Source organism: Roseateles sp. P2_H4 (assembly GCF_056403315.1).
Map to the genome: position 1 here is coordinate 23,733 of NZ_JBFUFR010000042.1, position 19,712 is coordinate 43,444.

The 19,712-nt window shown below is 70.3% G+C and carries 22 protein-coding genes; 6 read left to right on the forward strand and 16 right to left on the reverse strand.

Features of this window, described 5'->3' with window-relative positions; all coding sequences use genetic code 11:
• Positions 1-128: 128 nt before the first annotated feature.
• Together AC1DW3_RS25020 and AC1DW3_RS25025 are read left to right on the forward strand one after the other, a co-directional pair.
• Entirely contained in the window at positions 129-2,384 is a 2,256-nt protein-coding gene (locus AC1DW3_RS25020; protein WP_477936000.1) for a hybrid sensor histidine kinase/response regulator, read from the forward strand.
• Positions 2,385-2,478: 94 nt separating this feature from the next.
• Positions 2,479-2,931, forward strand: a complete 453-nt coding sequence (locus AC1DW3_RS25025) for a PA2169 family four-helix-bundle protein (RefSeq protein WP_477936002.1) — start codon at positions 2,479-2,481, stop codon at positions 2,929-2,931.
• 27 nt (positions 2,932-2,958) lie between these two features.
• On the opposite strand, the gene AC1DW3_RS25030 is transcribed toward AC1DW3_RS25025, so the two are convergent.
• The 7 genes from AC1DW3_RS25030 to AC1DW3_RS25060 all read right to left on the reverse strand — a co-directional run bounded on the left by AC1DW3_RS25030 (position 2,959) and on the right by AC1DW3_RS25060 (position 7,035).
• Positions 2,959-3,387 carry a hypothetical protein gene (locus AC1DW3_RS25030; RefSeq protein ID WP_477936004.1) on the reverse strand — a complete coding sequence of 143 codons (429 nt, stop codon included), beginning with the start codon at positions 3,385-3,387 and terminating at the stop codon, positions 2,959-2,961.
• A 112-nt stretch (positions 3,388-3,499) separates the two neighbouring features.
• The gene (locus AC1DW3_RS25035; protein ID WP_477936006.1) at positions 3,500-4,363 is read right to left on the reverse strand and encodes a lipocalin family protein; all 864 of its coding nucleotides are present in this window, start codon (positions 4,361-4,363) and stop codon (positions 3,500-3,502) included.
• Positions 4,344-4,751 (reverse strand): phage holin family protein, encoded by a 408-nt coding sequence (locus AC1DW3_RS25040; protein ID WP_477936008.1) that lies wholly within the window; start codon positions 4,749-4,751, stop codon positions 4,344-4,346. The genes AC1DW3_RS25035 and AC1DW3_RS25040 overlap by 20 nt, the downstream gene beginning before the upstream one ends.
• 7 nt (positions 4,752-4,758) lie before the next feature.
• Positions 4,759-5,148: a DUF883 family protein gene (locus AC1DW3_RS25045; protein ID WP_477936010.1), complete on the reverse strand. Its 390-nt coding sequence runs from the start codon at positions 5,146-5,148 to the stop codon at positions 4,759-4,761.
• Between the two features lie 37 nt (positions 5,149-5,185).
• Positions 5,186-5,455 (reverse strand): GlsB/YeaQ/YmgE family stress response membrane protein, encoded by a 270-nt coding sequence (locus AC1DW3_RS25050; RefSeq protein WP_477936012.1) that lies wholly within the window; start codon positions 5,453-5,455, stop codon positions 5,186-5,188.
• 96 nt (positions 5,456-5,551) lie between these two features.
• A complete protein-coding gene (locus AC1DW3_RS25055) occupies positions 5,552-6,526 on the reverse strand; it encodes an SDR family oxidoreductase (protein WP_477936014.1) in 975 nt (324 codons plus the stop codon).
• Complete coding sequence (locus AC1DW3_RS25060) at positions 6,526-7,035, reverse strand: hypothetical protein (RefSeq protein ID WP_477936016.1); 510 nt, start codon at positions 7,033-7,035, stop codon at positions 6,526-6,528. Before AC1DW3_RS25060 ends, AC1DW3_RS25055 begins: the two co-directional genes overlap by 1 nt.
• A 103-nt stretch (positions 7,036-7,138) precedes the next feature.
• Between AC1DW3_RS25060 and AC1DW3_RS25065 the strand changes: the two genes are divergently transcribed.
• Positions 7,139-7,585, forward strand: coding sequence for a response regulator (locus AC1DW3_RS25065; RefSeq protein WP_477936018.1), 447 nt, complete (start codon positions 7,139-7,141; stop codon positions 7,583-7,585).
• A 28-nt stretch (positions 7,586-7,613) separates the two neighbouring features.
• Here the strand turns inward: AC1DW3_RS25065 and AC1DW3_RS25070 are convergent, their stop codons facing one another.
• From AC1DW3_RS25070 to AC1DW3_RS25080, 3 genes are read right to left on the reverse strand one after another with little or no spacing between them, the layout of a single operon-like run.
• Positions 7,614-8,750: a zinc-binding metallopeptidase family protein gene (locus AC1DW3_RS25070; RefSeq protein ID WP_477936020.1), complete on the reverse strand. Its 1,137-nt coding sequence runs from the start codon at positions 8,748-8,750 to the stop codon at positions 7,614-7,616.
• Between the two features lie 12 nt (positions 8,751-8,762).
• Positions 8,763-9,935, reverse strand: coding sequence for a glycosyltransferase family 4 protein (locus tag AC1DW3_RS25075; RefSeq protein WP_477936022.1), 1,173 nt, complete (start codon positions 9,933-9,935; stop codon positions 8,763-8,765).
• A gap of 29 nt (positions 9,936-9,964) precedes the next feature.
• Positions 9,965-11,038: a DNA topoisomerase IB gene (locus tag AC1DW3_RS25080; protein ID WP_477936024.1), complete on the reverse strand. Its 1,074-nt coding sequence runs from the start codon at positions 11,036-11,038 to the stop codon at positions 9,965-9,967.
• Positions 11,039-11,090: 52 nt separating this feature from the next.
• Here AC1DW3_RS25080 and AC1DW3_RS25085 point away from each other — a divergent pair, with 52 nt between their 5' ends.
• Complete coding sequence (locus AC1DW3_RS25085) at positions 11,091-12,320, forward strand: glycosyltransferase (RefSeq protein WP_477936026.1); 1,230 nt, start codon at positions 11,091-11,093, stop codon at positions 12,318-12,320.
• A gap of 19 nt (positions 12,321-12,339) precedes the next feature.
• Here AC1DW3_RS25085 and AC1DW3_RS25090 read toward each other — a convergent pair whose 3' ends face one another.
• From AC1DW3_RS25090 to AC1DW3_RS25100, 3 genes are all read right to left on the reverse strand, one after another.
• Positions 12,340-12,849, reverse strand: coding sequence for a hypothetical protein (locus AC1DW3_RS25090; RefSeq protein WP_477936028.1), 510 nt, complete (start codon positions 12,847-12,849; stop codon positions 12,340-12,342).
• Positions 12,816-13,019: a hypothetical protein gene (locus tag AC1DW3_RS25095; protein ID WP_477936030.1), complete on the reverse strand. Its 204-nt coding sequence runs from the start codon at positions 13,017-13,019 to the stop codon at positions 12,816-12,818. Before AC1DW3_RS25095 ends, AC1DW3_RS25090 begins: the two co-directional genes overlap by 34 nt.
• Positions 13,020-13,087: 68 nt before the next feature.
• Positions 13,088-14,557 (reverse strand): sigma-54-dependent transcriptional regulator, encoded by a 1,470-nt coding sequence (locus tag AC1DW3_RS25100; protein ID WP_477936032.1) that lies wholly within the window; start codon positions 14,555-14,557, stop codon positions 13,088-13,090.
• A 315-nt stretch (positions 14,558-14,872) separates the two neighbouring features.
• On the opposite strand from AC1DW3_RS25100, the gene AC1DW3_RS25105 reads away from it, so the two are divergent.
• Positions 14,873-16,282 carry a phospholipase D-like domain-containing protein gene (locus AC1DW3_RS25105; RefSeq protein WP_477936034.1) on the forward strand — a complete coding sequence of 470 codons (1,410 nt, stop codon included), beginning with the start codon at positions 14,873-14,875 and terminating at the stop codon, positions 16,280-16,282.
• A gap of 56 nt (positions 16,283-16,338) precedes the next feature.
• On the forward strand, positions 16,339-16,833 hold the full coding sequence (locus AC1DW3_RS25110; protein WP_477936036.1) for a hypothetical protein: 495 nt from the start codon (positions 16,339-16,341) through the stop codon (positions 16,831-16,833).
• On the opposite strand, the gene AC1DW3_RS25115 is transcribed toward AC1DW3_RS25110, so the two are convergent.
• The 3 genes from AC1DW3_RS25115 to AC1DW3_RS25125 form a co-directional block, all read right to left on the reverse strand.
• The gene (locus AC1DW3_RS25115) at positions 16,776-17,462 is read right to left on the reverse strand and encodes an N-acyl amino acid synthase FeeM domain-containing protein (protein WP_477936038.1); all 687 of its coding nucleotides are present in this window, start codon (positions 17,460-17,462) and stop codon (positions 16,776-16,778) included. The two genes, AC1DW3_RS25110 and AC1DW3_RS25115, sit on opposite strands and share 58 nt — an antisense overlap.
• A 188-nt stretch (positions 17,463-17,650) precedes the next feature.
• The gene (locus AC1DW3_RS25120) at positions 17,651-18,385 is read right to left on the reverse strand and encodes a SapC family protein (RefSeq protein WP_477936040.1); all 735 of its coding nucleotides are present in this window, start codon (positions 18,383-18,385) and stop codon (positions 17,651-17,653) included.
• Complete coding sequence (locus tag AC1DW3_RS25125; protein WP_477936042.1) at positions 18,382-19,689, reverse strand: hemolysin family protein; 1,308 nt, start codon at positions 19,687-19,689, stop codon at positions 18,382-18,384. The genes AC1DW3_RS25120 and AC1DW3_RS25125 overlap by 4 nt, the downstream gene beginning before the upstream one ends.
• Between the last annotated feature and the right edge of the window lie 23 nt (positions 19,690-19,712).

The following is a 19,712-nucleotide window of genomic DNA, read 5'->3' on the forward strand; positions in this document are numbered from 1 at the left end:
GGCTCGCACAAGAGACATTCCGCGGGCCGGGGCCGGGCCGCGGTGCTTTGGCTGATAGGGTTGCTATGGTTGCGTTGATGCGATCGGTCCCGGCTTTCCTGCGGGGCCTGGCACACCCGCGATTCGCCATGCCGGTCACCATCCGTTCACGTCTGCTGCTGCTTGTCCTGTCCGTGCTGCTGCCTGGCATGCTGGGCGTGGCGTGGCTGGTCGCCAGTACCTACGAAGCCGAGCGCGACGCGCACCAGCGCAATTTGCGCGACACGGCGCGCGCCCTGTCCATGCTGGTCGATGGCGAGTTGTCGCGCCGCGCGGCCATCGCCCACGTGCTCGCGCAGTCACCGGCGCTGGACAGCGCCGGGCCGCTCGACGAGGAACAGCGCCTGGGCTTCGAGAGTCTGGCCCGGCGCGCCATGCAGGGGCTGGACGGCTGGGTCGAATTGAGGGCACCGGGCAAGCTGCTGCTCAGCACCCGCCTGCCGGCGGGGGGCGGCAGCGAGGCGCCCGGACCTGAAAACCTCAGCGCCAGCCCCGTCATGCTGCCCCTTCAGCCCGCGATGACGAACGCAGCGCCTGAGCTGCAGGAGCCTCACGCGTCATGGGTCGAGCCCGTGACGCGCAACGGCACACTGCTCTACAACCTCGTCGTCACCGTGCGGCCCTCGGAGCTTCAGAGAATCGTGCAGGCCCAGGCGCCGCATCCGGGCTGGATCGGCTCGGTGCTGGACAACTCCGGCCAACTCGTCGCCCGCCTGCCTGGCGGCACTCGCTACGTGGGCCGCAGGGCAAGCCCCGACATCCTCGCCCACATGGCCGCGGCCCGCGAAGGTGCCTTTGAATCGGTCTCTCTGGACGGCGTGCCGACGGCGGGTTACTTCAGCACCTCGCCGCTGGGCTGGAGCTATGTCAGCGCGATGCCGCGTGAGGATTTCGGCGGCCGCATGCCCCAGGCGGTGCTGCGGGTCGCCATCGGCACGCTGGTGCTGCTGGCGCTGGCCATGGTGGGCGCGGTGTGGGTGTCGCGCCGCATCGAGCGGCCGCTGCGCGCGCTGAAGCGCCAGGCCGAGGCCCTGCAGGCCGGCCTGCCGGTGCAGGCCCAGCCCACCGGCATGGTCGAGTGCGATGAGGTGGCCGACGCCCTTGTCACCGCCGGCCGCAGCATGGCCAGCGCGCGCGCCGAGCTCGAGCACAGCGTGGCCCAGGCCGTCGAGCGCACGCGGCTGGCGGAGCAGCGCGGTGCGCAGAGCCAACGCGTCGTCGCGCTGGGCCGGCTCACCGGCGGCGTGGCGCATGAGTTCAACAATCTGCTGGGCGTCATCAGCAACAGCATGCATCTGATGCAGCGCCACCCCAGCGCCGCCGAACTGCAGGGCCCACTGAGCGCCACGCAGCGCTTGGTCGACAAGGGCAGCCAGCTGACCCAGCACCTGCTGCGCTTCGCCGGCCGTCGCCCGGTGCGGGTGCAGACGCTGTCGCTCGCCAGCTACCTGCCCGAGGTGCAGGAGCTGATGCGCAGCGTGCTGGGCCGGCGCATCGAGATCCAGGTGCAGGTGTCAGCGCATGTCTGGCCGGTGCGCGTGGACACCAATGAACTGGACCTGGCCCTCGTCAACCTGGCCCTGAACGCCCACGACGCCATGCCGGCGGGCGGCCAGCTGAGGCTGGGAGCACGCAATGCCGAGGCCGCCGACAAAGAGGGCCTGCCGAACCTGGCTCCGGGCAACTATGTGCTGCTGACCGTCGGCGACGACGGCATGGGTCTGGACCCGGCGCTGGTCGAGCACGCCTTCGAGCCCTTCTTCACGACCAAGGGCGTCGGCCAGGGCACCGGCCTGGGGCTCAGCCAGGTCCATGGTTTCGCGACGCAGGCCGGCGGCACCGCGCGCCTGGCCAGCACGCCGGGCGTGGGCACCACCGTGTCACTGCTGCTGCCGGTGGCGGCCAGCGACGAGGACCGCCCCACGCCTGCTGTTGCCGATGCCGCCCCGCAAAGCATCGCCGGCGCCACCCTGCTGCTCGTCGAGGACGACGAAGCCCTGGGCGATGTGACCGCCGCCCTGCTGATGGCCCACGGCGCCAAGGTGCTGCGCGCCCACGACGTGGGCACCGCGTTGCGCGTGCTGGACAGCGGTGCGCAGCCCGACATCGTGCTCAGCGACGTCGTCATGCCGGGGCCGCTGGATGGCGTCGCGTTGGCCCGGCAGCTGCGTGAGCAGCGCCCCGGCCTGCCGGTGGTGCTGATCAGCGGCTTCAGCAACACGGCCATCGCTGACGGCGAGTTCGTGCAGCTGCGCAAGCCCTGCGCCCCTGCCGAACTGCTGGCCGCCTTGCAGGCCGCCCTGGCGGCGGCACGCGCCGGCGGCCCGGCCGTGAACCCGCCGTAACAGGGCGGGCACGCCACCTGCCCCCAAGCGGGCTGGACGCACGGTGCGGCTGCGGCACGCCGGCGCCTTCATCGACCCGCGAAAGGACAATGCCATGAGCAACGACGACATCATCGACACGCTGAACGATCTCATTGAAACCTGCAAGGATGGCGAGTACGGCTTCCACGCTTCGGCGGAATACCTGAAGGATCCGTCCATCAAGCAATCCTTCGAACGCCGCGCCGAGGAATGCCGCCAGGCCGCCGCCGAGCTGCAATCCAGCGTCGTGCGCCTGGGTGGCAAGGCCGAGGACAGCGGCACGGCCGCCGGCGCCATGCACCGCGGCTGGGTGGCCGTCAAGGGCACGCTGGCCGGCTACACCGACAAGGCCATCCTCGAGGAAACCGAGCGCGGTGAGGACAGCGCCATGAAGGCCTACCGCGAGGCCCTCGAGCAGGCGCTGCCGCCCGATGTGCGTTCGGTCGTCGAGCGGCAGTACGAGGGCGTGAAGCGCAACCACCTGCAGGTGCGCACGCTGCGCGACCAGGCCCGCGCCGCCGTCTGACCGCGCGACGCCCCGCCCCGGCCGCGGCTAGCTGCGGCCGGGGCGATGTCCGGCTGGATCGGGGGCGATCTGCTCGTCTTCCCGGTCCTCTTCTTCATCCGCTTCATCCTCTTCATCCTCACTGAGCGGCGCCTCATCGACGGCGCCGAGCAGCGCATCGACGTCATCGGCATCGCCAGGCGTCAAGACGCGGTCCACACCGATGTCGGCGCCATCGCGCACACCGGTCTCGCCTTCGCCGGCGGCCAGTGATTCGCCCAGCGGCAGCGGTGCCATCTGATCGTCGCGCAGGGCCACGTCCACCGGCAGGCCCGGGTCGGTGCCATCGTCGTCGCCATCCAGGCCGCTGACGTCGCTGCCACTGTCCGAGCTGTCGCCCGGGCCGAGGCTGGCCTTGTCCCGGCCGGCGGGCTCGGCCGCAGCGGAATCAATACCGAGCAAGCTGCTGCGTGCCATAAGAATCTCCTGGTCGAAGCGGGACAACCCCGCCAGGATTGACGGCAAGCCATGTGCCGCCGGCTTTGGCGCCCAGGTTGTCCAAGGCGGGCCTTGGACGCGGGCCTGCATTTCAATCGGGCCCGAAGAAGCGCAGCCTGTCGACGGCGAAACCGCGGTCACGCGCGATCTGCACCAGGGCCTGGCGGCGCTCGGCTGCCAGCCCGGGCCGGCGCGACAGCAGCCACAGCGAGTCGCGATCGGCGCTGCCGATCAGCGCCTCGTCGTAGCCCTCGTCCACATGCAGCACGGTGCGTTCTATCCAGGCCCAGGGCAGGAATTGYAGGGCTTCCGGCCAATGGCTGAAGCGCAGCCGCGCGCCCTGGCTGGCCGGCACCGCTTTGACCCTTGCCTCGCTGCCATGCGTGCCGCCGGCGTCGATGCGGCGCTGCAGCAGGTCGAACTGGCCATCGTCGCGTGGCAGCAGGCCGAGTTCAGGGGGCTGCAGCGCCGGGGCCTGCAGCGGCGCCGGCAACTCGCCGACGAGGAACCAGCGGCCGGAAAGCCGCGTCAGGTCGACCTCGGCCGCTGCCGTCAGTGGCTTGGCGCGGCGAGTCCCCAGCAGGCCTTCGACCAGCGGCAGGCCCAGCGTCACGACGCTGCTGGCCGTGGTCGGACTGACGCGGTTGCGCCAGTTTTCCGGCAACAGCGGCCAGGCCAGGCCCAGCAGTCGCACCCAGGAGAGGTCGGGCAGCACGCCGGCCAGGATCCACGGCGCGGAAGCGGCACGAGGTCGCCGTCGCAGCGACAGCAGTGCCGCGACGCCGAGCAACACCGCGCCGGCCGGCAGCAGCAGCTTGGCGGGTTGCAGGGTCTGGCGCAACCGGTCGGCAAGGTCGTGAGCGCCCGCGCCCAGCCGGGCCTCGCGCGCCATCAGCCGCTTCTCGACGTCCAGGATGCGTGCATCGATATCGGGCTCAGGCAGCGGCGCGTTCATCGGTGTCCTCGCGGGGTGGCGGTTCGGGCGCCAGCATCAGATGGCGTTGCGTGACGGGCAGGCCCAGCCTGGGCAGCAGCTTGCGCACGCGCTGCAGCGCCAGCAGGATGGCCAGCCCGTTGACGGCGATGGCGATCAGCAGGGCGGCCTCCAGGGGCAGGCCGGCCCGCATCAGCAGGCGGATGACGCCGGCCCACAGCACCAGCCAGGCCGTCACGCCGAGGATGGCCACGGCCACCATCAGCGCGACGATCTGGGCCAGGGCCCGGGCCGCGCGTTGCAGCTCCAGCGACAGCAGCTCGACGCGGTCGCTGACCAGGCCGGGCAGCTCGCGCCAAAGCGACTGCAGTTGATCCCGCAGTGGCTTGTCTTGCAGCGGGTCGGCCAAGGCCGCCTCAGCGCGCCAGACGGGCCACGAGCACGCCGACGGCCAGGGCCGTCGCGAGAGCGGCCAGCGGGTGCTCGCGCACCGTGCTGCGCAGGCTCTCGGCCCACTCATCGCCGATCTCGCGGACATCGCTGGCGCGCTGGCTCAGCGATTCACCGGCCGCCTGCACGCCTTCCTGCAGGCGCTGCACGGCGGGTGCGGCCGTCCCGGCCACGCGATCGATGGCGCTGTGAGCGCCCTGAACGACGCGGTTCAGCACGTCGTGGCCGACGGCTGCACCCTTGTCGACGGCGTCACCCGCCTTGGCCGCGGTGTCGTTGATGGCGGTAGCGACGGGCGCGGGCGTGGCGGGAGAGGCCGAAGAGGTGGGGAAGGGAGTATTCGCAGTGGTGGTCATGGTGGTCCTTGGGTGAAAGAAAGGTGAACGGGAAGGGTCAGCGCGTGGTGCCGCGCTGGATGAGATTGACGATGGCCAACAGCACGATCGCGCCGAGCAGGGAAACCACGAGGGAGCCCATGCTGAGCATGCCGTCGTTGATGGTGGCAACACCCACCATGGGCGAGATCAGCCAGCCGCCGATGGCCGCGCCGACGATGCCGACCAGCACATTGAGGACGACGCCCTGCTCGCCGTCGGTGCGCATCAGCAAGCTGGCGACCCATCCGATGAGGCCACCGGCAATGAGCCAGATGATCAGATTCATGAAGTACTCCTTGGCCGCGGCGCAGCGCCGCCGCCGCAACAGGCAAATGGGGTGCCGTGCGCCGGTGGCGGCAGAACTTGCCGCATTGCTTGCGGGTCAGATCGCACCGACGCTGCCGGTGACGGGCAGCACGATGCCGGTGATGTAGCCGGCACAGACCGGCGAGGCGAGGAAAACATAGGCCGGCGACAGCTCCTCGGGCTGGGCCGCTCGCTTCATGTCGGTCTGCTTGCCGAATTCGGCGACCTTCTCGGCGGGTGCGTCGGCCGGGTTCAACGGCGTCCAGACCGGCCCCGGCGCCACCGCGTTGACACGGATGCCGCGCTCCAGCAGGTTGCTGGCCAGCGATTTGGTCAGCGCATGGATGGCGCCCTTGGTGGCCGAGTAGTCGAGCAGCCGGGCACTGCCCTTGAGGCCGGTCACCGATCCCGTGTTGATGACGGAGGCGCCCTTTTTCAGATGGGGCAGGACGGCGCGCGCCATACGCAGATAGCCGCCGATGTTGGTGTCCAGCGTCTCGCGAATGCGTTCGTCGTCGAGATCCTCGAGCGAGGCCGCATGCTCCTGGAAGGCGGCGTTATTGACGAGCACGTCGATCTTGCCGAAGCGGGCGATGACCTGGGCCACGGCGCTGTCGCACCAGGCGCTGCTCTTCACGTCGCCCTGCAGCAGCAGGCATTGGCGGCCCTCGGCTTCGATGCAGCGGCGCGTCTCCTCGGCGTCTTCGGTGGAGGAGTGATAGGCCACGGCCACATCGGCCCCCTCACGCGCGAACAGCACGGCCACGGCACGGCCGATGCCGGAGTCGGCGCCGGTGATGAGGGCGACGAAATCCTGCAGCTTGGCGCTGCCGCGGTAGTCGGGCGCCAGAAAGCGCGGCGCCAGCTCGAGGTCGGCCTCGCGGCCGGGCTTCTGCAGATGCTGGGCCGGCAAGGACTCAGGCTGCGCGCGGGCGCCCGCCTGCACGGCACCGTCCTGCTCGTCCATCTTGTGCGGCGCCTTGGCGTCGGCCTGGTCCTGGCGCTTCTGGATGTCGCGCTGCGTCTGCAGGGTCTTGTCGGCTTCAGACATCACTGCGCCTTCTTCATTGCGGCCGCTTCGGTCTCCTTGCCAGAGGGCGTCTGCGCGTCCAGGCCCCGGTCCGGGGACTCGGCGACCTGGGGCATGTCGCCCGGGCGCTCGATGAGCTCCTCGATGATGAAGTGGCCGTAGTGCTGGGCGCGCTCGGCGCCGCAGCCCTCGGCCGCCCGCGCCACGCGCGTGGCCTGATCGTCGCTGCCGACCTGGACGACCAACCAGTGGTAGCCCCTGGCGGCCAGCGCACGGTGGGCGAGCACCAGGTTCATCTCCTGGCCGATGGCGGCGATCGGGCTGGCATGGGCGATGTCATCGTCGATCTGGCTGAGCATCTCGCGGTCGCTGTAATGGTGCACGGCGGCGTCGGGCAGGCCCAGCGCGGCCAGGGCCTGGCCGGCGCGCACGGCCTGGCCGGCCTCGGGGAAGGAGATGACGACATGGCCGACCGGCTTGAAGACGCCAAAGCTGCGCGGCGCGCCGCTGGTGGAGGTGGTGGTTGACATGGCAGGGCCTTGGTGGAGTCGATGGTCGTGACAGGCAAGGCCGGTGCCCGGTCCGGCGGGCACACGGATTGCCGTTGTGCTGGCCATGACGCCCGGAGGATCCATGCCCAACCCAGCCCGCCGACCCGTTCTCTATGTCGAGGACCATCCGGTCAATGCGCTGCTGATGGCGGCGATCCTGGAGCGGCGCCCCGAACTCGAACTCTTCATCGCCACCACGGGCGAGGAGGCCATGCGCATGGCAGCCGGCTTGGCGCCGGCCCTGCTGTTGCTGGATCTGGGCCTGCCCGACTGCCACGGCAGCCGCCTGCTCGGACTGTTGCGTACCCTGCCCGGCTGTGAATCGGTACCGGCTGTGGCCGTGACGGCCGACGTCAACTTTCCCGTCGAGGACTGGGGCTTCTGCGAGCTGTGGAGCAAGCCGCTGAATGTCGACGAAGTCCTGAGCCATCTGGACGGTCTGGTCGGCACCCATGCGTCGCCGCCACCGCCCCTGCCCGAACTGCGGGCGCGGCCCGCGCCGGCCGCGCTGGCACCGCACTGGCATTGAGGGCGCCACAGGCACCGCCACCGAGAGCTCAGTCCCGCGCGCCCTGCACGATTCGGTGCACCAGGTGCAGCTTGCGCACCGCGGGCGCCGACAGCACGAAGGGGTAGAAGTCCGCCACGCCCATGCTGCGTGACAACTCGTTGAGCACGCCGGTCAACTCCATCCAGCTGTTGATGAGCTGCAGGAAGCCGGCCGCACCGGGATCGTCGGCATCCGTGGCGAGGTCGGCACCGAAGCGCTCATAGCTCAGTTCCACGCGCTCGCCGTCCAGGCCGAAGCTGCGCGCCGTGTCAAGCGTGTCGACGAGGTGCAGATAGTGGGCCCAGGTCTCGGCCCAGTCCTCCCAGGGGTGGGCGCTGGCATAGGAGCTGACGAAGCGCTGGCCCCAGTCGGCCGGTGCGCCGTGGGCGTAGTGGTGCTGCAGCGCCGCCGCATAGTCCTCGCGCTCATCGCCGAACAAGGCGCGGCAAGGCTCTATCCAGTCGCTGTGCTCGACGAGGCGCTGCCAGTAGTAGTGGCCGGTCTCGTGGCGCAGATGGCCCAGCAGGGTCCGGTAGGGCTCGCCAAGATCGTGGCGGCGCGCCTCGCGGCGGGCGTCATCGGCCTCGGACACGTCCAGCGTGATGACGCCGTCCGCATGGCCGGTGACGACGGCCGGGCCCTCGGGCGGCGCCAGCAGCAGGTCAAAGGCCAGCCCGTGCTCGGCATCCTCGCTGCGCGACAGCACCGGCAGGCCCAGGCCGATCAACGAGGACACCAGGCGGCGCTTGGCGAGTTCGATGCGCCCCCACCACAGGCCGGCGTTCGGTTGCGACTGGTCGGGCACGGTGCGCGTCAGCCGGCAGCAGCGGCACAGCGCGAAGCCGGCCATCACCTCGGTGGCGTCCAGCAGCCAATTGCAGGCGGCGGCCGCGTCCAGGTTGGCGCAACGCGCATAGCGCGGTGCGCGCCGCGCCGGCACGCCAGCCTCGCGCCAGCCGCCGCGGCCCGAGCGCACGGCCTCCAGCGCCAGCAGCACGCCGCGCGTGGCGTCATAACCCAGCGGCCGGTGGCAGGCCAGGCATGCGCTGTTGCGGAAGAACACCGGCCGCCCGCAGGCGCAGCTGAAGGCGCGCGGCGTCGTCGGTGGCGGTACCGCGCGCGGCGTGGCGGCGACGGGCAGCATCGGCGACCGGTGTCAGGCCAGGGCCGCGTAGCCGGGCACGGCCTCGGCCTGGTCGGCCAGCTGCAGCAGAGCCTGCTCGAAGCGGCGCTGCACGCCGGCCCAATCGGCCTGCATGGCAGCCAGGCGCGCCTGCAGGCGCAGCGGCCCGTCGGGGGCGGAAGCATCGAGGGCGCGGGTGGCCGCGTCGAGGAAGGCGTCGGCCGCGTCTAGGCCGTCGCACGGCGGCGCCAGGCAGCCACTGATGCCGTCGCGCACATGCTGGGCGGCGGCGCCGGTGTCGAAGGCGGCCACGGCCAGGCCGCTGGCCATGGCTTCCAGCGTGACGTTGCCGAAGGCCTCGGTCAGGCTGGGGAAGAGGAAGACGTCGGCGCTGGCGTAGTGGCGGGCCAGCGCGACGCCGGTCTGCATGCCGACGAAGCGCGCCGTCGGATGGGCGTATTCCAGCTGCGCGCGCATCGGGCCGTCGCCGACCACCACCATGCGCAGCCCGGGGCGGCGCGCGCTCAGGCGCTCGAAGGTCTGCAGCGCCAGGCCGACGTTCTTCTCCGCGGCGAGCCGGCCCACGTAGAGCATGACGCGGTGGTCATCGCCGATGCGCCAGTCACGGCGCAGGCGCGGGTCGCGGCGGTCGGGCGAGAAGTGGCGCGCATCGACACCCGCGCCCAGCACCTGCAGGCGCTCGAAGCCGTGGCCGGCCAGCTCCCGCTGCAGCTCGGCGGTCGGTACGAAGTTGAGGTTGGCCATGCCATGCAGGCGACGCAGATAGGCCAGCACGACGGGCTCCAGCCAGCCCAGGCCGTAATGGCCGCAATAGGCGTGGAAGTTGATGCGGAAATCGGCACTGCGGGCGATGCCTTCGCCGCGCGCGGCGCGCAACGCAGCCCAGCCCAACGGGCCCGGCGTGGTCACGTGCACGAGGTCGGGCAGGCCACCATGGTCATGCCACAGCGCGCGCAGCGCCGCGGGCGTCGCCCAGCCATAGCGCAGGCCCGGATACCTCGGCACGGGTCCGCCGCCGCAGCGCCATTCGTGCCTGTCGCGGCAGGGCAGCTCGTTGGGCCGACGCGGCCGGATCAGCTGGACGTCATGACCGGCCTCGCGCAAATGGCGCAGCGCGCGGTCGGCGGTCAGGGACACGCTGTTGATATCGGGCGGAAAGGTCTCGGTGACAAAGGCGATGCGCACGAGGTTTCACTCCGGGTTGCATCCCGACGTCAGGGCAAGTGGGATGCCCGCGAGCGCAGCAGGGCCATCAACTGCCGCTCGGCGGCACTGAGGCCGGCCCGGGACGAGGGCGCGGATGCCCAGGGCTGCGCGCGCAGCCTGGCGCGGGCCGCTTCATCGCCCAGGGCCTCGCCCAGGCCGAGCACACGAGGGTGGATGTAAGCCTTGCGGCAAACGGCGGCGGTGTTGCCCAGGCGCCGGGCCACGCTTTCGAGCACCTGTTGCGGCCGGCAGGGCTCGGCGCCCTCGGCGCAGGCCTGCAGCGTCAATTGCAGCGCCAGCGCACTGCCGTGCCAGGTGCGGAAATCCTTGGCCGTCACGCGCAGGCCGGCGGCCTCGGTCAGCCAGGCGTTGACGTCGGCCGAATCGATCGCATGGCTTTGGCCCGCGTCGTCGACATAACGAAACAACTCCTGACCCGGCAGTTCGCGGCAGCGGCGCACGATGCGGGCGACGCGGCGGTCGTTCACGCTGACCGAATGGCGCACGCCGCTCTTGCCCACGAAGGACAGCCGGATGGCGTCACCCTTGACGCCAGCGTGGCGGTTGCGCAGCGTGGACAGGCCGTAGGAGCCGTTCTCGCGCGCATAGCTGCTGTTGCCGATGCGCAGCCAGGTGGTGTCCAGCAGGCGCACCAGCGTCGCCAGCACGCGCTCGCGCGTCGGCTCGCCGGAGCCGGCCAACGCGCGCTGCACGCGCCGGCGCAGGCGCGGCAACACGGCACCGAAACGCAGCAGGCCGTCGAACTTGGTCTGGCCGCGGCCGGCCATCCAGTCGGCGTGATAGCGGTACTGCTTGCGCCCGCGCGCGTCGCGGCCGGTGGCCTGCAGATGGCTGTCGGCATGCGGGCTGATCCAGACCCGCTGCCAGGCGGGCGGCACGGCCAGCCGGCGGATGCGCGCCAGCGTGGCCTCGTCGCGGACGCGCCGGCCGCGGGCGTCGCGGTACTGGAAGCCGCCGCCGGCCGTCGGCGAACGGCACAGGCCAGGGCCGTCGTCACTGAGCCAGCGCAGTCCAGCCTGACGCGCCTGGCGGATCTCGGGGGATGCGGGTGGCTTGGGCATGCGGCTCTCAGGCAGGCGACGTGCCAGGCATGCCGCTTGCCCCCGCGCCRCAATGCGTTTGAACCATTCCGTGCCCGAGCAGCAGGTCCCGGCGACATCGCCGGGCGCGGCCCCCCATCTGCTGGACGTGTCGATGTTCTGGGGCGCGACCGGCCGCGTGCGGCACGCGCTGACCGCCAAGCACGATAGGCTGCGCCCGCTGGGCTGGCGCCACACCATCGTCGCCCCGGGTGCCCAGGGCCCGGGCCTGCTGGACTGCGGCGGCGTCGGCCTGCCGCGCAGCGGCGGCCAGCGCCTGGTGCTGGGCCGCGGCCGTGCGCTGCGGCAGATGCAGTTCGCTGCGCCCGACCTCATCGAGTCGGCCGACCCCTATGTGCTGGCCTGGGCTGCGCTGACCGCGGCCGAACAGTTGCGCGTGCCGGCCGCCGCCTTCTGCCACGGCAACCTGCCCGGGCTGGCGCAGCGCCTGGCAGGCGGCGCCGAAGACGGGCCGCTGGGCCGCGGCGCCGAGCGCTGGGCGCGGCGCTATCTGGTCCATCTGTATCGCCATTTCGACCTCGTCATGGCACCCAGCAGCGTCATGGTGCAGCGCCTGCAATCCTGGGGCGTGCCCCGCGTGACGCTGCAGCCGCTGGGCGTGGACTGCTCGGTCTTCACACCCTGCGCAACGGACGCTGCCTGGCGGGCCCGGTTCTGCCGTGACCAGGGCCTGGCGCCGGACACTCGCCTGCTCCTCTACACCGGCCGCTTCGCGCGCGCCAAGAACCTGCAGCTGCTGGCCGATGCGGTCGCCCTGCTCGGCCAGGGCCACGTGCTGCTGGCGGTGGGCGACGGGCCGGCGCCGCCGCTGGGCGAGCAGGTGCGGCGGCTGCCGACCGAGACCGACAGCGCCAGGCTGGCGCGCATGGTGGCCAGCTGCGACGCCTTTGTGCACGCGGGCGACCAGGAAACCTTCGGCCTGGGCGTGCTCGAGGCCATGGCCTGCGGCACGCCGGTGGTCGTCGCCAATGCCGGCGGCCTGGCCGAGCTGGCCCAGGGCGCCGGCCTGCTGGTGGACCGGCCGCGGGCCGGCTGCTGGGCCGAGGCCATGGACGCCAGCCTGGGCGGCAACAACGCCGCCCGGCGCCGCGCCGGCCTGGCCCGGGCGCAGTCGCATGACTGGCCGCATGTGCTGGCGCAGATGACGCGGCGCTACGCCGCCCTGCTCGGCCGCGCCACCACCACGACCGCACCCGCACCCGCGCGCGGCCTGGCGCTGCCGAGCCTGGCCCGCCAGCGTTGACCGCCGCAGCGCGGCACGGTCAGTTCAGCGCGTACTGATCCTCGACATCGCGGCTGCCCGCCTGCCAATGCTGCAGCGCCGCCTCGGTCTCGAGTTCCAGCGCCTGCCAGGGCATGGTCTTGGCGTCGGCCTGGGCCAGCAGCTCGTCGAGGCTGACGAACTGCAGCTGCACGAGTCCTTCAAGCACGGCCACCAAGGCAAGCTGCTCGGTGTCGCCCCTGGCGCCCCGACTGGCCAGGTCGCGCAGCGCAGCCACCGCCTCCATGGCCAGCTCCAGCTCGGGCCAGGCCTCTGGCCGTGACGCGCGCAAGGCGGGGTGAAGCAGTTCTTGCTGCAAGCGGCACAACAACTCGACACCCGAGCGCAGCCGCCGCAGCGCCAGGCTGGGGCGGTAGCGGGCCGCGTGGCGGCTGCTGTCGAACTCCTCGTTCAGGGCGTGCTGGAAGTTGGCCAGCTGCGTCAGCAGCGGCAGCCTGGCCACCAGGGCCTGCGCCGTCAGCGGGAACTGCGCGAGCTCAGCAGATGCCATAGTGCAAACACCAGCGTACCCACGGCCGCAGCGGCGACGGCCACACGCACCGGTTCGTCGCGTACATAGCCCAGCGTGCGGCCGGAGGCCTGCGCGACGCGCGAACGCACATCACGCAGCATCGGCGTCACCGCGTCGGCTGCCTCGTGCATCAGATCAGCGTGACCCATGGTCTGTCCTTCAACGAGATGTCGGGACAGGCAACGGGCAATCGGCGCGCCCGGGGTCAGGGCGATCTTCAGTCCTGCGGCGCGCTGCTGCGGGCCGCCTCGTCGCCCTCGGCGGCGTATTCCTTCAGCCGGTTGTAAAGCGTCTTCAGGCTGATGCCCAGCACCGCGGCGGTGCGTTCCTTGTGGTGGTTGAAGTGGCGCAGCGTGGCCAGCATCAACGCACGCTCGGCCTGGGCGACGCTGGAGCCTATCGGCAGGGTGATGAAAGGGGTGTCGGCGTCGCCATTCAAGGCCTCCGGAGGCCGGGGCGCCGCAGCCGGCGCACTGACCGGCGCTGCGGCCGGCGGCGCCAAGCCCCCCCAGCTCGAAGTGACCCCGGCTTCCGGGCTGCCGGGCAGCCAGGTTTCGTCGATGGTCTCGCCGGCTGCCATCACATAGGCGCGCTGCACGACGTTGCGCAGCTCGCGCACATTGCCGGGCCAGGAGTAGCCCACCAGCATCGCCTGCGCTTCGGGCGTGAAGCGGCGCACCACCCCCTCCTGCTCGCTGATGGCGGCCAGGAAATGGTTGGCCAGCAGCGGGATGTCGGCGATGCGGTCGCGCAGCGGCGGCAGCGCGATCGGGAAGATGTTCAGCCGGTAGAGCAGGTCTTCGCGCAGCTTGCCCGAGGCCACGGCCTGGTAGGGCAGGCGGTTGGTGGCCGCGACGATGCGCACATCGGTCTCGAGCGCCGTGGTGCTGCCCACGCGCATGAAGCGCCCGGTCTCCAGCACGCGCAGCAGCTTGACCTGCAACTCCAGCGGCATCTCGGTGATCTCGTCCAGGAACAGCGTGCCGCCGCTGGCGCGCTCGAAGAAGCCCTGATGCTGGCGCTCGGCGCCGGTGAAGCTGCCCTTCTCGTGGCCGAAGATCTCGCTCTCGATCAGGTTGGGGCTGATGGCCCCGCAGTTCACCGCGAGGAAGGGCTGCTTGCGGCGCCGGCTGAGGTCGTGCACGGTCTGGGCGACGACCTCCTTGCCGGTGCCGGACTCGCCGGTGATGAAGACCGACACGCTGGTGCCGGCCACGCGCGAGATCTGCTCGTAGATGCGCTTCATCGGCGCGCTGCGGCCCCAGAGCAGGCCGAAGTGCCCGGATTCATCCAGGGTGGCCGCCAGATCCTCGACCTCGGCCTGCAGGGTCGCGGGCTTCATGATGCGCGACAGCACGCCCTGCAGCTGCTTCAGGTTGACGGGCTTGACGAGGTAGTCGGCCGCGCCCAGGCGCAGCGCCTGCAGCGAGGTTTCCAGGCTGGCGTGACCGGTGCACAGCACGACCTCGGAATTGGCGACCAGCTTGGGGTCGGCCAGCAGGTCCATGCCATTGCCATCCGGCAGGCGCAGATCCAGCAGCAGGATGTCGGGCTGCTGCAGCGCGATCTGCTTGCGCGCATCGCGCAGGTTATGGGCCACAGCCACGGTGAACTGCTCGCCCGCGATCAACTCGCGCAGCGACGCTGCCGAATCATGGTCGTCATCCACTACCAGGGCATGCGGCATCGTTTCCTTCCAGCTTTCTTTGTTGCGGGGACGCAGGCGCTTCAGGGGCAAATCATTGTCGGCACATTCGCGGCGACCCGGAAAAGTTTCGGCCCGGCGGTGGCATCCGACAAGAGCCCTGGCACGCCGTCTGCTCGGGCTGCTTGACCATCACGTTATGCAGCTTCGCGGTCCGCCCTTGTAGGAGCCGGCCGCGAGCCGTTGCCAGAATTTCTGCAAGTTCTACCGGTGACCGAAGTCGCTCCCGGGTTGCCGCAGGCTGCGGGCACGCCGCTTGCCCCTCCTGCCCTGCATTGATGCATTGGCAAAGGGCTCATGAAGCAATCCCGCAGTTGGGCCTGGAGCCTCGTGTTGGTGTTCTCCCTGGCGGGCACGGTCGCCTGCGGCAGCTTGCCGGAACAGGACCGGCAGCTGACGCCCGCATCTTCGCGGCTGACCGCGGACCGCGTCAGCCTGCAAGGCCGCAACGGCCCGGTGTCCGACGCGGTCGAGGCCCGCGACCTCGCCCGGGTGCGCGACGAAGGCAATGGCGCCTTGTTCGAGCACCATCTCGGCGTGCTGGCCGCCAAGGGCGACACCCAGCTGCTGCGCGGCAACACGGCCAGGCTGCTGGTCGACGGGCCCGCCACCTTTGCCGCGATGAAGGCCGCCATCAGCGCCGCCCGCCATCGCATCCTGGTGGAGTTCTACATCATCGAGGACGAGGGCGTCGCCGCCGAAGTGGGCGAGCTGCTGCTGCGCAAGGCGGCCGAGGGCGTCAACGTGGCATTGATGTACGACAGCCTGGGCTCGATGGGCACGGACAGCGCCTTCTTCGACCGCCTGCGCGAGGGCGGCATCGCCGTCTGCGCCTTCAACCCGGTCAATCCGCTGGAGCGCCCTGGCCATTGGGGCGTGCTGGAACGCAACCACCGCAAGATGCTGGCCGTCGACAGCGACGTGGCCTTCACCGGCGGCATCAATCTCAGCAATGTCTACGCCGAGGGGTCTTTCAGCAGCGCTCGCCGCAAGAGCCCGCCCGCCGATGCCGACAAGCAGGGCTGGCGCGACACCCAGGTCGAGCTGCGTGGACCGGTCGTGACGGCGCTGGCGACGCTGTTCCGCGAATCCTGGGCCCTGCAGGGCTGCAAGGGCGAACTGGTGCCGGGGCCGGCGCCGCGCGTGGCCACACCCGGCCAGCGCGTCGTCAAGCTGGTGGCAGGCGACCCCAGCAACGGCATCAACCCGGCCTACACGGCGCTGCTGCATGCCATCGATGCCTCGCAGCGCAGCGTGCAGCTGACCATGGCCTATTTCGCGCCGGGGCCGGAGCTCATCCAGGCCCTGTGCGACGCGGCGCGGCGCGGCGTCGCCGTCGCCCTCGTGCTGCCGGGCCGCAGCGACGTCGCCATGGTGCTGCACGCGGCACGCTCGCGCTATGCCCAGCTGCTGGAGGCGGGCGTGCAGATCCACGAGATGTCGGGGTCGGTCATGCATGCCAAGACGGCCGTCGTCGACGGCGTCTATTCCAGCGTCGGCTCCAGCAATCTCGACTGGCGCAGCATCGTCGGCAACCGCGAGATCGACGTCATCGTGCTGGGCGACGACTTCGGCCAGCAGATGCAGGCCCTGTTCGCCCGCGACCTGACCGTCTCCCAGCGCATCGACCCGGCGCAATGGTCCCAGCGCGGCCTGGGCCAGCGCCTGCTGCAGGGTTTTGCCCGCCTCGTGGAGCCTCTGCTTTGACCGGGCACCCCGTTTGCCCCAGGTCTTTGGGTTTTTTAGCAACTCGGAGTCTTGCGATGACGATTGACCTCATGGGCACTTCCGCCATGACAGCCACCGCCGACATGGCCGCGGCCGGGCGCTTCCTCAACGACATGCACCTGCAGCGCTCACGCCGCCCTGGCGGCAGCAGCACGGGCCGCCTGATGCGGCGCAGCCGCACGCGCACGGCCGGCATACGCTTTGAATGGGTGACCCGCACCATCGGGCCCGTTCTGCGCGTCGTGGCCACCTGGACCGACCGCCATGGTCAGCCCCACCACACCTCGTTCTCGGTGCAGTGCAACGGGCTGGAAGGCGCGCTGGACCGTGCCATTGCCGCGCGCTGCTCCTGCGGCGCGCCGCCGCCGGACCGCGAGGATCTGCTGCAGCGGCTGCAGCAGGAATTCTCCACCGCGCCGCTGGCGGCGAGCCTGCTCGCCGGCATGGCGCCGGGCCGGACGCTACTGACCGCTCAGGGCAACTTGTCCAGCATGGCGGCTTCGGTCGCCTCGTCCCAGGCCAACGGGTAAAGGCAGCGCGCCTGGGTCAGCAGCTCGGGGCGTCCGCCCCAGAGCGCGATCTGTTCGCGCACCGTCGCGAAGTCGATGCTCATCAGCACGGCCGGCGCATTCACGCGCGGGTTGTGCCGGGCCGTCGTGTAGGGCAGCAGGCCCAGATAGCGGCGGTAGAAGGCGACATGGCGCGGATTGACCTCGATGATGAGGCGCTCGCAGCGCGCGCGGCGGTGGGCGTGCAGATAGCCGAGGTGAAAAACCTGGGCCAGCACGCGCTTGGCATTGTGGGAATGGCGATCGACGGCGAGGCTGCCGAATTCGCAGATCCTGACGCCAGCGGCGCGCCACTCGGCCAATTCCTCGGCGAACAGCGCGTCGGCATGCAGGCCGCCGACACCATCGAAGCGCACCGACAGCGTGCCGACGATCTGCTCGCCGTTGCGTGCCGTGCAGACGATGTCGCCGTCCTCGTTGCGGCTGCTGTAGCGCTCCTTCGAGACAGCGAGGCCCCTATCCCCATAGCGACGCTCGACCAGGTCGTAGGCGTCGCCATCCAGCGAACCGAAATCGCTGTCCAACTCCAGCGGCGGGCCACCGTTGGGGTTCAGCGGCGTGCGGCGGCTTTCTTCAAACATGGGGATCATCAACAGCATCCTTGGCGCCCAACGCGCCGAGCGGGCGAGTCTAGGGATTGAAATGCCTCAATTCATTGAAGGTCACAGACCGATACATCTAATCGGGGGTCAAAACGGGGTTTACCCTGTCGCCGAGAAGGGCTACGGGCAAGAAAAAGGCCACGCATCGCGTGGCCTCGGGTGCGGGCGAAGACGGGTCAGACCGCGTACTTGCCGACCAGGCGGTTCATATTGGTCAGCGACAGGCGGTGCATCTCGATCATGGCGATGAGGCCGTTGCGATGCAGCTGCAGCACCTTGTCGTCGGCCATCTCGGCGTACTTCTTCTCGTCCAGCGCCATGAAGCCCTCGACGTCGAGCTTTTCGTCATTGGGCAGCGTCGCCTCGAAGCGCATGTCCTGCAGCAGGTCCATCTCGACGAGCAGATTGCAGATCAGGCGGGTGCGCTCGGCTTCCTGCTCGAAGTTCTCGAGGAAGGCCTTGGCATTCAGCAGGAACTCCGTCGGCTGGCCGTCCTTGAACAGGGCCTCGCCGGTCGTCTCGTTGAAAGCCGGCCACTTGAGGTCGTAGCAGACCGCCATATTGGTCGCGCTCTCGTCCAGGCGCGCCATCGCGAAGGGGTAGCGGCGCACATAGGCGGGCACATAGCCGCCGGTCCACTTGTCGCCATCGACGAACAGGTTGGAGCCCGACTTCAGGCCCAGCACGGCCAGCGGCGCGACGGCCTGCTTGCCATCGGGACCGGGCTGGCCGGCGCGCACGAAGACGATGGGGTATTCCTTGCAGGCGTCGGCAAATTCGACGGCAGCCAGGAAGACCGAGTTCTGGTCGGCCACGCGGGACACGACGGACTGGTTGGTGTCCAGCTTCAGGTTCTTGTGGACATCACGATCCAGCGGCAGCAGTTCGCCGTACATCGGGGGGTTGCTCATGTTTCTCTCTCTCCAGTTTCATCGGCCAGACGACTGACCAGCACTTTGTCCACACGCTTTCCATCGAGGTCCACGACCTCGAATCTCCACGCGTCCCACTCCACGACATCGGTCGTGCGCGGCAAGCGCCCCAGCAGCAGCATGATCATGCCGGCCAGGGTGTTGTAGCGCCCACGGTCCTCTTCGGGCAGTTCCTTCAGCTCCAGGCGGTCCTTCAGCTCGGGCACGGGGATCAGGCCATCGATCAGCCAGCTCCCGTCCTCGCGCTGCACCGCCCAGGCGTCGCCGTCGCTCGGGGCATTGAACTCCCCGGCGATGGCTTCCAGCACGTCGCGCACGGCAATCACGCCCTGCACTTCGCCGTACTCATCGACGACGAAGACCAGGGGCGCGTCCGACACGCGGAAATGTTCCAGCAGTTCCATGCCCGACAGCGTCTCGGGCACGAACAGCGGCGGCTCCAGGCCCGCCATCAGGTCCAGCGGCAGGCCTTCCAGCATGCCGGCCAGCAGGGCCGGCGCGTTCGCCACGCCCAGCACCTCGGTCAGGCCGCCACGGCAGACCGGGTAGCGGTTGAAGCCATGTTCGCGCAGCACGGCCAGCACCTCGGCCGGCGTCGCGTCGACTTCCAGCCAGGCGATCTCGGCGCGCGGAATCATCATCGAGCCGACCTGGCGCTCGTCCAGGCGGAACACATTGCGCACCATCTGGTGCTCGTGCTCCTCGATGACGCCCGCGTCCAGGCCTTCCTCCAGGCTGGCGGCGATCTCCTCTTCCGTGACGCCGCGCTGGCCCTTGTTGCGCAGGCCCAGCAGGCCCAGCGTCGCCTCGGTCATGAAGCTCAGCGACTTCACGAGGGGGCGCGCGGCGATGGAGATGAAGTTCATCGACGGCGCGACGAGGCGGGCCACCGTCTCGGGGTAGATCTGGCCGACGCGCTTGGGCACCAGCTCGCCGAAGACGATGGTCAGCAGCGTGATGATGACGACGACCAGCGCCGTCGCGGCGATGTCGGTCGCATGCGGGGCCAGGTGGAAGGTCTCGGTCAGCCAGCGCGACAGCGGGCCGGAGAAGGCCGCATCGCCGACGATGCCGTTCAGCACACCGATGCCGGTGATGCCGATCTGCACCGTCGACAGGAATTTGGTCGGGTTGTCGTGCAGGTCCATCGCGGCCTGCGCGCCCCCCTCGCCGCTTTCCACCATCACCTGCAACCGCGCCTTGCGGCTGGCGGTCAGCGCCATCTCCGACATCGCGAACAGGCCGTTGATCAGGATCAGAAAGAGAACGAGAGCGGTATCCATCGAAGGCGCCAAACCAGGGGAAA

What these genes read in the sequence shown, in the direction of transcription:
- AC1DW3_RS25050 (WP_477936012.1), bottom strand. Translation starts at nt 5,455, where the DNA reads ATGAATCTGATCATCTGGCTCATTGCCGGTGGCCTCATCGGATGGGTC.
- AC1DW3_RS25095 (WP_477936030.1), bottom strand. Translation starts at nt 13,019, where the DNA reads ATGGGTCACGCTGATCTGATGCACGAGGCAGCCGACGCGGTGACGCCG.
- AC1DW3_RS25080 (WP_477936024.1), bottom strand. Translation starts at nt 11,038, where the DNA reads ATGCCCAAGCCACCCGCATCCCCCGAGATCCGCCAGGCGCGTCAGGCT.
- AC1DW3_RS25025 (WP_477936002.1), top strand. Translation starts at nt 2,479, where the DNA reads ATGAGCAACGACGACATCATCGACACGCTGAACGATCTCATTGAAACC.
- AC1DW3_RS25120 (WP_477936040.1), bottom strand. Translation starts at nt 18,385, where the DNA reads ATGAGCAACCCCCCGATGTACGGCGAACTGCTGCCGCTGGATCGTGAT.
- AC1DW3_RS25055 (WP_477936014.1), bottom strand. Translation starts at nt 6,526, where the DNA reads ATGTCTGAAGCCGACAAGACCCTGCAGACGCAGCGCGACATCCAGAAG.
- AC1DW3_RS25110 (WP_477936036.1), top strand. Translation starts at nt 16,339, where the DNA reads ATGACGATTGACCTCATGGGCACTTCCGCCATGACAGCCACCGCCGAC.
- AC1DW3_RS25045 (WP_477936010.1), bottom strand. Translation starts at nt 5,148, where the DNA reads ATGACCACCACTGCGAATACTCCCTTCCCCACCTCTTCGGCCTCTCCC.
- AC1DW3_RS25115 (WP_477936038.1), bottom strand. Translation starts at nt 17,462, where the DNA reads ATGATCCCCATGTTTGAAGAAAGCCGCCGCACGCCGCTGAACCCCAAC.
- AC1DW3_RS25070 (WP_477936020.1), bottom strand. Translation starts at nt 8,750, where the DNA reads ATGCTGCCCGTCGCCGCCACGCCGCGCGCGGTACCGCCACCGACGACG.
- AC1DW3_RS25060 (WP_477936016.1), bottom strand. Translation starts at nt 7,035, where the DNA reads ATGTCAACCACCACCTCCACCAGCGGCGCGCCGCGCAGCTTTGGCGTC.
- AC1DW3_RS25065 (WP_477936018.1), top strand. Translation starts at nt 7,139, where the DNA reads ATGCCCAACCCAGCCCGCCGACCCGTTCTCTATGTCGAGGACCATCCG.
- AC1DW3_RS25100 (WP_477936032.1), bottom strand. Translation starts at nt 14,557, where the DNA reads ATGCCGCATGCCCTGGTAGTGGATGACGACCATGATTCGGCAGCGTCG.
- AC1DW3_RS25085 (WP_477936026.1), top strand. Translation starts at nt 11,091, where the DNA reads ATGCGTTTGAACCATTCCGTGCCCGAGCAGCAGGTCCCGGCGACATCG.
- AC1DW3_RS25020 (WP_477936000.1), top strand. Translation starts at nt 129, where the DNA reads ATGCCGGTCACCATCCGTTCACGTCTGCTGCTGCTTGTCCTGTCCGTG.
- AC1DW3_RS25030 (WP_477936004.1), bottom strand. Translation starts at nt 3,387, where the DNA reads ATGGCACGCAGCAGCTTGCTCGGTATTGATTCCGCTGCGGCCGAGCCC.
- AC1DW3_RS25125 (WP_477936042.1), bottom strand. Translation starts at nt 19,689, where the DNA reads ATGGATACCGCTCTCGTTCTCTTTCTGATCCTGATCAACGGCCTGTTC.
- AC1DW3_RS25090 (WP_477936028.1), bottom strand. Translation starts at nt 12,849, where the DNA reads ATGGCATCTGCTGAGCTCGCGCAGTTCCCGCTGACGGCGCAGGCCCTG.
- AC1DW3_RS25105 (WP_477936034.1), top strand. Translation starts at nt 14,873, where the DNA reads ATGAAGCAATCCCGCAGTTGGGCCTGGAGCCTCGTGTTGGTGTTCTCC.